General features: G+C 49.0%; 9 protein-coding genes. 2 read left to right on the plus strand and 7 right to left on the minus strand.

Annotated features, from left to right (window positions below; translation table 11 throughout):
- Positions 1–45: 45 nt before the first annotated feature.
- From MRBLPE1_RS22675 to MRBLPE1_RS22700, 6 genes are all read right to left on the minus strand, one after another.
- Complete coding sequence (locus tag MRBLPE1_RS22675) at positions 46–4,428, minus strand: beta-L-arabinofuranosidase domain-containing protein (protein WP_364149576.1); 4,383 nt, start codon at positions 4,426–4,428, stop codon at positions 46–48.
- Positions 4,429–4,520: 92 nt separating this feature from the next.
- The gene (locus tag MRBLPE1_RS22680) at positions 4,521–5,117 is read right to left on the minus strand and encodes a TlpA family protein disulfide reductase (protein WP_364149577.1); all 597 of its coding nucleotides are present in this window, start codon (positions 5,115–5,117) and stop codon (positions 4,521–4,523) included.
- 50 nt (positions 5,118–5,167) lie between these two features.
- The gene (locus MRBLPE1_RS22685) at positions 5,168–6,181 is read right to left on the minus strand and encodes an S-layer homology domain-containing protein (RefSeq protein WP_364149579.1); all 1,014 of its coding nucleotides are present in this window, start codon (positions 6,179–6,181) and stop codon (positions 5,168–5,170) included.
- 318 nt (positions 6,182–6,499) lie between these two features.
- On the minus strand, positions 6,500–6,772 hold the full coding sequence (locus MRBLPE1_RS22690; protein WP_364149581.1) for a DUF6171 family protein: 273 nt from the start codon (positions 6,770–6,772) through the stop codon (positions 6,500–6,502).
- A gap of 14 nt (positions 6,773–6,786) precedes the next feature.
- Positions 6,787–8,280, minus strand: coding sequence for an alpha-N-arabinofuranosidase (locus MRBLPE1_RS22695; protein ID WP_364149583.1), 1,494 nt, complete (start codon positions 8,278–8,280; stop codon positions 6,787–6,789).
- A 249-nt stretch (positions 8,281–8,529) separates the two neighbouring features.
- Complete coding sequence (locus MRBLPE1_RS22700) at positions 8,530–9,312, minus strand: alpha/beta hydrolase (RefSeq protein ID WP_364149584.1); 783 nt, start codon at positions 9,310–9,312, stop codon at positions 8,530–8,532.
- Positions 9,313–9,541: 229 nt separating this feature from the next.
- Between MRBLPE1_RS22700 and MRBLPE1_RS22705 the strand changes: the two genes are divergently transcribed.
- Together MRBLPE1_RS22705 and MRBLPE1_RS22710 are read left to right on the plus strand one after the other, a co-directional pair.
- Positions 9,542–10,522: an aldo/keto reductase gene (locus tag MRBLPE1_RS22705; protein ID WP_364149586.1), complete on the plus strand. Its 981-nt coding sequence runs from the start codon at positions 9,542–9,544 to the stop codon at positions 10,520–10,522.
- A 165-nt stretch (positions 10,523–10,687) separates the two neighbouring features.
- Positions 10,688–11,173, plus strand: a complete 486-nt coding sequence (locus tag MRBLPE1_RS22710) for a C40 family peptidase (RefSeq protein ID WP_364149588.1) — start codon at positions 10,688–10,690, stop codon at positions 11,171–11,173.
- A gap of 85 nt (positions 11,174–11,258) precedes the next feature.
- On the opposite strand, the gene MRBLPE1_RS22715 is transcribed toward MRBLPE1_RS22710, so the two are convergent.
- The gene (locus MRBLPE1_RS22715) at positions 11,259–12,140 is read right to left on the minus strand and encodes a helix-turn-helix domain-containing protein (RefSeq protein ID WP_364149590.1); all 882 of its coding nucleotides are present in this window, start codon (positions 12,138–12,140) and stop codon (positions 11,259–11,261) included.
- Positions 12,141–12,259 lie beyond the last annotated feature (119 nt).

Here is a 12,259-nt window from a genome sequence, read left to right on the forward strand (position 1 = left end):
GTTGAAATTGGCGGAGAAAGTGATGCGCCTTCCTCCCTGGTCCTTTTAGTCGATGATTCGGCCTGCAACCATAGCAAGATCCTCGATGTCTACTTTTCCGTCGCGGCTTAAATCAGCCTTTTGGTACTGCGCCCAATTCGGATCGCTGCTCGTTTTGCCATAAGCGGCAGCCACAATGGCCAGATCGCCTATCGTAATTTTATTGTCATGATTCACGTCGCCCGTATTATGGCCAATGACGCCGGTACGGAAGACATCGACTGCTTCGCTCAGCCTAGCAATAGCATCAGCGATTTCAGCTCGGGTCGCCTGATTATCGTCAGCCGTTTGCTTCGCTTTGTTAATTGCTGCTTGCAGCAGCTGTTTAACCGCTGCCGGATATTGCCCTGGCTTTGTGCCTGTGACTGCTTCGTCATGCAAGCCTTGCGCTGCCGTTATTGCCGCGTTCAAAACCGATTTATCCGCAGGAGCAGCTTGAATGTGCAGGAGATGCTCCGCTTTATTAAGGCGCAGCTCTTGCCCTTCGGCATTAGCGAGCAGCATATCGGTGACGGCAATGGTCGTGCCCGCCGCTTCCTCCAGCATGCCCGCCTGGAAGGTGAGCCTCAGCCATTCCGCATTAGGAGGCAAGCCAGCCCCTTCCCCGAATGCCAGAATCCGGATTTTGCCCGGTTCAAGCTCTTTTGGCTCCAGCAGGCTCAGACCCTCCCGGAGAGAGACGGCACCCGAGAAACTTAGCTTGCTTGGATCGAAGGTGACGGTTACATCCTGTGCGTACACGCTCTGATACACGCTGTCCGTAACATTACGGACCCCTAAAACAAGCTCGGCTTGATCGCCGCTCGGGATGCTCGCAGTACCCGTCCATGCAGCTGCCGGGTCATCCGATGGTTCAACGGCTGTATCGCTTGCTTTGGACAAGGCGATATAGTCCAGCTCATAGAAACCCGGATTCGGTCCCGTGCCCCGCATAAATTTAACCGAGTTGAGTCCTTCCTTGAGCTCGACGTTTATGCTTGTGGCCATGAACCTTCCCCAATTAATCGTGCCTGCTAGCTCAGTCGTCTGCTCTTCGCCGCCGTTTACAATAATTTTGGCGGTTGCGGGCTGGTAGTTGCCGGTGTTTTGGCCATACCAAATGAACATTTTATACGTCCCTGCCGCCGGTGCGGCCACTTGATTGAAGTCAACGTAACTGTCCGCATAATCCATGCCGCCCACATAACTTGATCCGGACGCATGGACATTATTGCTGCGGGCGGTTGCCTTAAACAGCTGAGCATTCTCCGCTTCATACTTTGCCGGCTGAACGCTCAAGTCTTCCGTAGCCTCAGGGAAATACGTTACCCGCAGGTTCTCTGCTCCGAAAGGCACCAGCGTGATATCTTCCGTAGGCTCGGATGAATATACAGGACCGACGGGAGGCTCTGCGGCTGAGACACCGTTCGGCGCTTTGCCCCATGCCGGAATCCGCTTGCCCTTCGCGATCAGCTTAACCGGAGTCGTCTCCTGCAAAAATGGATTTTCAGGCATTACAGAGGTTACAACCTCGATCGATGCCGCTGGATTATCCCGGTCAAGGAGCAAACCATAGTTCCAAGGAGACTCGGCATCAATGGTGTATTCCTTAAAGCCAGGTTCCTTAATCTGAGGAGCCGGATTCGATTTTTCTTTCCAGTTCTCTTCGATTTTTAGCGAGAAAACAAGCGGTCCTCGTTCGATGCCAATAGAATTGTTAACCCAGGTTGAGGTTTTCAGTTCCATCGGCAGCGTCAATACAACCGTGTCTCCTTCTTCCCATTGCCGGTCAATTGTGAAATACTCGCCCGATTTAACCGCAGCTTGCGGCTGTCCGTTTACCGTGATGACGGCATTTTTCGTCCAATCCGGTATGCGCAGCTTAAGCGGAAACTTCACGCTCTCGGATGCCTCTTCGATCGTGAAGCCGATCTGATCCTCGAATGGATAATTCGTCGTTTCTTTCACCGTGACATTTGCGCCTTTGATTTTGGCTGAAACGCGGCTGGGCCCGTATGCGATGACCCCTAGTCCTCCATCGGAAGTACCCGCCCACATGTCTTTCACAAAATAAGGCCAGCCCATATGCATGTTGAATCGGCAGCACGGGAAGCCCGAATAAGGGGACTGCACGGTGCCGTTACCGTAATTTTGCTTGAATCCGTGGTCCGTTACCCCGCTTTGCACTTGGTTCGGCAGCGAATAATATTGATGCGTCTTAATATCCTTGCTCATCGCGCCGGGCAGCGAGTTGAAGGTAATCTTCTCTAACGCGTCACCGATCGTCGGATCGCCGGTAATCATGGCTGCGACAGCGTTGCTATGTACCCGCTCCACGATCGCGCAAAGCTCAACGCCTTGGGTCGATGCCAGCCCCGCAAGCATCTCTGTGCCGGAATTCATGCCGGTAATCTGATTATGCGATCGATTCAAATGCTCTACGCCGGCTTGGAAAGCCTCTTTGTCCGCTTCATTGTTCGATAATTGATAATAGATGGCAGGTGTTTTAATCGCTTGATTTACATTGACGGTATGCTGCGTGTAGAAGTTATCGGGGTTGCTCTTAGCGGCTGTCAGGAAGTTATCATTAGCAAAAACATCGGTCGCATCAGTGCCTTGACTATGCAGCTTCTCGGCTAACTGAAGCAGGAATGGATCGCCTGTTCGGTTATAAAGCCATAACACGACATTCAAGTTGTCGCCGCTGCGAATTTGACCCCAATCCCTTAAAGGACGTTGATCCAGGTTGTTTTGCTGATAATGGAAATAGTTTGTTAGAAACGCAAGAACCCTTTCGTCATCTGTCGCTTCGTAATAATCCTTTAATACATAGATCGCGACCATGCGCGGCCACCAATCATTATCGCTGGCAGGGCCGAAGGAGCCGTCAGCCTGCTGGCTCTCCAGCATCCAACTGATCCATTTTTGCGACTTCGCAATCAATTCCGGGTCGTCAAGCGTATAAGCAAGCGAGACTAAACCCTTCACGTAATAGATAGGGCGTTCCCAGTTCGACTCCGGCGCGGTTCCTCCAAGCCATTCCGAATTCGTGTTCAGCTCGCCGTATAGATCCTCCGCATAGCCGGTCGCTCCGTCTTTCATTAGCTCCAACTGCTTTAACAGCCAGCCGTCAGCCTTTACAGAGCCAAGCGGAAGCGGTACAAACGGGGTTTGCACCAAAGGATCTTTATTTTTCACCGGCTCTTTGAATGACTCTGCGGGTACGGCATAGTCGCTTGCGATAAAGTTATCAAATACAGGCTGCACCTCATCCGCCCATACGCCGACTCCTCCGGAAGTAAATTTATCCGAACTTTCGTCGCTGTACTCTAGTACCGCATTATGCATATCATCCAAATAAATTTTAATTCCGTTTCCATAGGTTACGACCTTCAGCTGATAGAATTTGTTCGCCGTTACCGTTTCCATGGCTTTAACGACCTTGAGGTCGGTCCATTCGTCATTTAGCCGGCGAAGCACGAGATTTCCGTCTCCGCGCAGTCCGGCGTAATAGCCTTCCGTCTCTTGTCCTTGACTGCCGGATTGACTGCGAAATAATAGTCCCGCCATACCGGCTGCTGCCTGGAGCTTAACATCCGTCTCCACCGTAAAATCATTAAAAACCGTATCTTTCACGAGCAGTGATTGCTGCTGACCGGCATTCACGGTAATCCCGCCAGACTGCAATTTCCAATCGCCCTGTACGGCTTCCCAATTAGGCAAGGTCAAACCTTGCACGGGAGATTCGAATGCATCCGTGAACAAAGCCTCGCCTTTCTCATCGGAAACTTGTAAATGATCATAGGTTGGCTGGGATTGATAGAGCCTAACGCCCACTTGGCCTTTTGCGTAGGTTGTATCCGTTTGCTCTAAAACAAGCGCTCCGTTTACATAAAACTTGATTAGCGAGCCTACAGCGCTGACTTTAAAGCGATAGACTTCATTTGGATTGACGGCAATGGATGCACGCTTAAGCTCCGTCCATTTGTTGTCCATGCGTCCCAAAAATACGCTGCCCGAGCCTTGGGCGGAAATGCCCGCGTAATAGCCTTGTACATTGTCAGCGCCAGGCGCTGCGCTGACGGTACGAATCAGAAAGCCCGCATCGCCGTTCCGATTAGGCAAGCTGATGTCGGCTTCGACGGTGCCGTCCTGAATTTCCTTTTGTTTCACCAGCGCTTTAGAGGACGTGCTGCTTTCCGCAGTCAATTTGCCGTTTGCAATCGACCAAGCTCCATCGATGACGTTCCAATTGTCATTAATGATTGACCGGTTGAAATGATCCTCGAAAAATCCGGGCTCAGGCTCCGCCGAAGCCTCAACATGCACAGCAGGCAAAAAAGTGCTTACGTACATGGTGAAAATAAGCGGTAAAACAATCATTGTTTTCAGCTTAGCGCTGAACCTCATCTTGCTTCACTCCCTCAAACTTTGGTCATGATGAATAGCGGTTATGCCGGACTAGTTGTTTAGCTTTCCTCCCTCGTCCTTTTCGCCCGTGCTCACCTCCCCTCCGTTAACAGCTCCAGCTTGCTCTCGAATTCCATCGGGTCTATCAGATGGAATGTATCCAGCACAGTGCCGTCCTTATCGATAATGAATGTGGTAGGCAAGGCATGCAGCTCGTATAAGTAGGAGGCTCGTTTATTGGCATCCAGCAGATTGGTGAAACCCCATTCGTTTTTCTGAATGAATGCGTTAATTTGATCGGCCTGTTTTTCCTCCGATGAGAGATTCACGCCATAAAAATCCACTTTATCCCGAAACGTCTCATGCAGCTTCTTCAAGGTTGGAGCTTCCACGCTGCAAGCCTCGCACCAGCTGGCCCAAAATTGCAAAACAATCGGCTTATCGTTCGATTCTGCAACGGTATACGTTTCACCGTCTACGGATTTCAAAGTAAAGGCCGGCGCCTTCACGCCGGATGTTGCCGTACGATGCAAGGCAGCCTCCTGATCTACACTTAGTACATTCTCTAGCGCGGCTGCGTTCAATTTTCCGCCTTCGGTTCCGCCCTTGTTATCCGATTTGAAAATAAGGAGCAAACCGAAGGCTGTCGCTAGAAGAAAAACGCCAATGATCAAAATCGAGCTTTTCATTTGATCTACTCCTCATGCATCAGTTACCAGCTGCTTCAAGGCAGGGCTGCTTATTCCTTTACATCAATGGCGGCAAGCAAAAGAGTTACCGCCTCCGCACGGGTCGCATTCGCGTTAGGAGCGAATTGGTTATCGCCTCTGCCCCTCAAGATGCCCGCTTCAGCAGCCATCGCAACGGAAGGATGCGCCCATGCAGGGATCAAATCACGATCGGCAAAAGATGATTTTTTGGCCGGATCCGCCTCCCAAGCAAGCGCCCTTGTAACCATCACGGCAATTTCGCTGCGGGTAATCGGCTTGCCAGGCCGGAAGGTTTGGTCCTCATAACCCGTTAGGATGCCTGCCTCTACCGCCGTGGCTGCAAACCCGGAGGCCCAGCCCGGTATGCTGCCTGCATCCTTAAACGTTGTTGTGTCTCCTACGCTTGCTTGCATATCAAGCGCCCGGACGAGCATAGCCGCAAACTCGGCACGGGTAACCTGGGCATTCGGACGGAAGGTGCCATCGGTATAACCGTTAATGAAACCTAGTTTGACCGCTCGTTCTATGGCTGTTCTTGCCCAATGGGCCGCAATATCTTTGAATAAAACGGCAAAATCGTCCAAAACGGCTGTCAGCTTAACGTTCGGTTTAAGCGTAACCGATCCGAGTGCGCTGTTTACCAGCTTTACATCGGTGAGCTTTATCTCCGCCTCCCCTTTGCCTAAGCTTTCAAACAGGAAGCTGGATAATTTGCTTTTCCCGCTGTCGCCCTGTTTTTTTCCGATTTTTGTCGATGCGAACACGATTTGGCCGCCTTCCACGATCGGTGAAATCGAATAACCGGTGATGCTGCTGCTCGCGCTCTTCAAACGAAGCTTCTCTGCATCAAAGGAAAGCTTGACTTCAAAAGCATACATATCCGTTAATTTATCCGCTGTTACGACAATCTCGATATCGTTGTCCGACTTCCCCTGCGTGAGCGTAAATACAGGAGATTCAGCCGCAAAAGCAAAGCTTGGCATGGCCATGGCCAGCAGTAAAACGATTAGACCAACCGACATAAAACGCTTACAATTCAACATTGAAATCGTCCCTTTCAAATACAAAATGTGAGATGGAGCGATAAGCATGCTTGCTCTAAAAAAATGCGAGGCGATGATACAAAATGTATCATCGAAGCCGAGAAGGAAAGGTGCTCTTCTTGCCAAGAGTACCTTTAACCGAAGTTCAGCTGTGTTCGCATCCCTTCATTAGCTTTATTTTACAAAGATGATTTCGGAATGTATTTGCAATATCAGGTTTTAATTTATGAATTTCCGCCGTTCCTTGCCCTTGCGTCCCGTAAAATAACAAAGACCGCTCTCCGTAACAACGGAAAGCGGTCTTCTGTTTATTTTCGCTTACGCGAACTTCTTCCATCGGCTGTCACCGGGATTCGGGCAAGCTCGGTCTTTATATTTGGCAGCAATACGCACGAAGCAGCCGCAAACGGTACAAGTTGTGCCGTACTGAAACTTTGGACAGCCTCTGCAAGCCTGCAAGCGCTGCTCGTATACGTCATCCGGTACGCTAATATCGGATTGAAACATCGGCGCCGCCAAAATGCGGTCGATCTGCTCATCGGTTACGCGGTAATCATCCCGGCAACCCTTGCACTGATTTCGGCTGCTCATCATAAAAGCTTGCCTTATTCCGAGATAAGCTCAAGCACCGTTACGGACATAGGCGAGAGCTTCGCGCTGATTTTTGTACCGTTAACGGAGAAAGCTTGATAAGCTGTCGGCACGACCGCTTCCGGCTGCTCAAAGGTATTGTGCGCATCCTTAATCGCCGCAGTAAGCTCCGTCCCCGTAACTTGAAGTCCCGCTCCAACTAGGCCGCGGACATCGATATCAACATCGGCGCCGGAATGGTTATCCAGATTACACAAGCTAACATGGATACGGCCTTCCGCATCCTTGGATGCCGATACCGATACCTGCGGAATCTTCTGGTCGTTATGCGCATAATCCTGGCTGTCAATCGAAGTTGTCAGCAGCGTCGCGTCTTGATGCACCTTATACATGTCAAAAACATGATATGTCGGCGTCAGTACCATTTTCTCGCCCTCGGTCAAGATAACCGATTGCAGCACGTTAATCACCTGAGCGATATTCGCCATTTGAACCCGGTCACAGTGATCGTGGAAGATATTAAGCGTTACGCCTGCTACGAGAGCATCGCGAATCGTGTTCTGCTGGTATAGGAAGCCTGGATTCGTTCCTGGCTCAACGTCGAACCAAGTGCCCCACTCGTCTACGATAAGGCCAATGCGTTTGCTCGGGTCATAACGGTCCATAATTGTAGAATGGCGCTTGATCAGCTCGTCCATCCAAAGCGCTTTCTTCATGGTGATATACCATTCATCCTCAGAGAAACCCGTTGCCGCGCCTTTTCCTGTCCAGAATTCGCCTGGAATCGTGTAATAGTGCAAGGAGATCGAATCCATCATCCCGTGCGCTTCACGCATCACGACATCCATCCAGCGGTAATCATCCACGTTTGGACCGCATGCGATTTTGTGGATTTTGTTCTCGCCGTAGTTGCGGACATACGTTTGATATCTTCTATAGAGGTCAGCGTAATATTCAGGACGCATGTTGCCGCCGCAGCCCCAGTTCTCGTTGCCGACGCCGAAATATTTGACGTTCCAAGGCTTTTCTCTGCCGTTCTCTTGGCGTAATTCCGCCATTGGCGATACGCCGTCAAAGGTCATGTACTCGACCCATTCGGACATTTCCTGCACCGTGCCGCTTCCTACGTTACCCGAGATATACGGCTCGCATTCGAGCATTTCGCAAAGCATCAAAAACTCATGCGTACCGAAATGGTTGTTCTCAAGCACGCCGCCCCAGTGCGTGTTGATCATCCGTTTGCGCGACTCGCGCGGACCGATGCCGTCCTTCCAGTGGTATTCATCGGCAAAGCAGCCGCCCGGCCAGCGGAGAACCGGAATTTTGAGCTGCTTAAGCGCAGCGACTACATCGTTGCGGATCCCGTTCGTGTTCGGGATGGGAGAATCCTCGCCTACCCAAATCCCTTCATAAATGCAGCGTCCCAAATGCTCGGAAAAATGTCCGTAAATATTGCGGTTAATCGTGCCTGCTGCCAAATCGGCATTAATAGTGATACGGTTTGCCAAATGAATCAACCTCGCTTCGAATGTTGGGTTAGAATAACTTCATCATTTCACTGGATTAATATATTTGTTGATCCAAAGATATAAATGTTAATCCTACTCAAATCATAATGGCAGCGGATTCAATTTGCAACCCTAATCTACATTTATCCCATAAAATATTTATCGAAATATGCTCCTGCCGATAAAAAGAAAAAATCACGCGCGATATTGCTTAATATCGCGCGTGATTTTTTGTCGTTAATCATTTTGTTACTTTTCTAACGGGATCCATTTCAAGAAAGATTGAATATGCGTATCCCAATATCCCCACTCATGGCTTCCCGGGCCCTCGACATAAGTCAACGGATAGCCTGCTGCCTCACAAGCATCCCGGAATGCGAGATTATCATGGTAGAGAAAATCTTCCTTTCCGCAGCACTGGTAAAGCGGCGGCTTCATCATAGACGCTGCATTATGCTCTGCTACTAGATGAAGCAAATCTTCATCGGTACCCTCAATATCTTTCTCTCCATAGATCAGATGGAAATAAGGCTTCATATGCGTTATCGCCGGGTCTTTGATATGGGCAGCCATATCAAGCGCGCCTGACAAGCTTCCAGCGGCTGCAAACCGGTCAGGGTGCCTCAGCGCCCATTTGAACGCTCCATATCCTCCCATAGAAAGGCCTGCAACATAATTATCCTCCCTTGCGTCTGATAGGGGGAAGAAGGAACGAGCGATGGCAGGAAGCTCTTCCGTCAGGAAAGTCCAATATTTATTCCCGTATTCCATGTCCGTGTAAAAGCTTTGATGGACATTAGGCATGACAACAGCGAGCCCTAGCTCGGCTACATATCGTTCAATAGACGTTCTTCTCGTCCAGATCGTATCGTCATCGGAAAAACCATGCAGTAAATATAAAGTTTTGTGCAGCTTCTGGCTGCTTCGGTTATTCATACCGATTTGCGAAGACGTTTGCTGAGGTAAAATAACAGTCATTGATGTGCTGAGACCCAGCGCCTCAGAGAAAAAATTACAAGTAATGAACGCCAATCGATTTCCCTCCCGAAATATAATAATATAACAAGCTGTTCTCATCACTAGTAATGTAGCATCAATTTGAAGCGCTTGCAATCTAGGCTGCCGTTACCGCTAACCTTCTTTGCCAGCGCGTAATAAAGTTACTTAGTGAACTTTTTTTCAGTGCTTATATGAAAAACGATAGCAAGGTATAATAGAATCCGTCCGAGCTTGAATATAACTATATGGAGGTTGATGAAAAATGAAATTGATGCCATTAGAGCGTCGCGGGATATCTGACAGCCGTTTAGCGCTAGGCTGCATGGGACTCGGCGGAAGCTGGGATCTCGCTGACCCCATCACGACAAATCATATTCGTCAGGCTGAAGCAGCCGTTGAAGCTGCCCTATCCATCGGCATTACGATGTATGACCATGCAGATATTTATACGAGAGGCAAAGCGGAGTCCGTGTTCGGACAAGTCTTGAAGCAGCAGCCTAAGCTCCGTGAACAAATCGTCATTCAATCCAAGGTTGGCATCCAGCTCTCCGACGGTACTTTACCCGGAAGATTCAACTTTTCGAAAGATCATATTTTACCTTCCGTTGACGGGATTTTAGAGCGTCTTGGAACGGAATATTTAGATGTTTTGCTGCTTCACCGTCCAGATCCCCTTATGGAACCGGATGAAATCGCCGAAGCGTTCACGAAGCTGAAGCTCTCCGGAAAAGTACGGAACTTTGGCGTATCGAATATGAGCCCAGGGCAAATAAGGTTCCTGCAGCGCGCGCTGCCTGATCCGATCGTTGTAAATCAGCTAGAACTCAGCCTGCTTCGCCATGATTGGGTTGATCAGGGCATCCATGTTAACCAAAAGGCTGGCTTAAAAGATAATTTCGCAGAGGGTTTGATGGAATTCATGCAAATGGAAGACATTCAAATCCAAGCTTGGGGACCGCTTGCGCAAGGAAGGTTTTCGGGAAGGGTTTCGGAGAATGCAACCGAAGCGGAGATCCAGACATCCGCAATGGTTAAACAAATTGCTGACGAGAACGAAACAACGCCTGAATCCGTCGTGCTTGCTTGGCTAATGAAGCACCCGGCGCGCATTCAGCCCGTTATTGGCACGGTTAATCCTGAGCGTATTATAGCTTGCAAAGACGCCGTGCGCCAATCCGAGATCATGACGAGAGAGCAATGGTACTCGCTGCTCGTAAGCGCCCGAGGCGTAAACATGCCTTAACCAATGTTGCAATCCATAATTTATTAATATTTTTTCATTTATTTCTCATAATCGCTCAGAATCCTTATAACATCTAACTATTCGCTCTCATGTGGAAATTCCGCCTGTTTCAGATGTGTTATAGTCATACACATAATACGAAACGCGGAGGGACATCCTGACAGCATGAGAACATCACACTTTTTGAAATCGATTGCCAAAGCAGGCATTTGCAGCGCGATCGTCATGTCGGCAATATCACTTGGCTCTTTTGCGCCTAAAGCGCATGCAGCAACGCCCGTTACTATCAACCTTATCTCTACCGGTAAGCAATACCTCGGAACACCTTATAAATTCGGTGCTCCAGCTGGCGTTACATACGCTTTTGACTGCTCATCTTTCACCCAATTTCTCTTTAAAGGACTTGATGTTTCCCTTCCGCGCACCTCTGTAGCGCAAGCTGCGGTCGGCAAGAAGGTTGCTAAAGGCTCTTTAAGCATGGGCGATCTTGTTTTCTTCAACACAAACGGCAAGTCGATCAGCCATGTAGCCATTTATGCAGGCTATAACAAAATTATTCACAGCTCCACGAGCAAAGGCGTTACGGTTACAAGCCTCAATACAGGTTATTGGGCTAAGAAGTACGTAACGGCAAGACGTGTATTAAGCTAGTGTCATTTATTTACGACACGCATATTTGAAGCTGTTGCCGCTCCTTGCGGCAGCAGCTTTTTGCTTTTCATTGTGGATGGAAATTTTATTTCAAGGCCGCTACATGCCGCTGACGATACTTTAACGGCGTAACGCCTACTACCTTCTTAAACATATGAATGAAATATGAAACATTCGGATATCCGACCGCTATACCAACCTGCTCTATCGATTGCGTCGTCGATTGAAGAAGCCTGCTTGCTTGCTTAATTCTCCTTGCGGTCAAATAATCCGTAATATGGCTTCCCGTTTCCTCATGAAACACACGCGATACATAAAATTTCGATAAATGCAGCCATTCCGCCAGCTGATCCAGACTAACCTCTTCGGCATAATGCATTTCGATCCATTGCATGATTTTCTCCGAATATCGCAATGCTCTTCCGTCCGTCTCGATTGCTTCCTGATGCTGTACGCGGCCGCTTGCTTTATGAATGCGGCCTATTAGCTCTAGAAGCAGCAGCGTCACCTCTTCCTGTTCTTGGCCTCTTCCCTGATTGCTTATCTCATCGTAATTTGAGAACCCGTCCTCCACTTGCTGGATTTCTTGCGTTAAATCGAAGGCGGGCCCTGTCGATCTCCCCTGCCAAATCTTCATAAACAGGCTGTGACGAAGAGGGAAGTGTGCCAGGCTATCCGCAAATACGGACGGGTCAAAAAACGCGATCGTGCGTTTATACGGCGTGTTTTTGCTCACATTGGCAAATATCTTGTGCAATTGGAAGGGTTGAAACAAGAACAGCATGCCTGGGCGCATTTCATAAGTATGCTGGTTCACGATAACGCTTCCCTCTCCCTCATGCACATACAGCAGTTCCATGCATTGATGCCAATGGTAAAAGCCGGGGTAAGCCGCCTCTGATTTAACGGCATGCGACCACAGCATCGTCTGGCCATCAAATTTAACCGGGTCGAACAAAAAATTCATATAGCCTCCTGCTAGGACAATTGTTCAACATTTTATTATCTAGTATTGCAAGTTTCAGGACATTTGAACAGTAAAATGATATAAAAAAACGGCATGCGAATCATTTGATGATCAGCATG

It is taken from the genome of Paenibacillus sp. LPE1-1-1.1 (assembly GCF_040676435.1).
In the GTDB taxonomy this organism is placed as follows: Bacteria; Bacillota; Bacilli; order Paenibacillales; family Paenibacillaceae; genus Pristimantibacillus.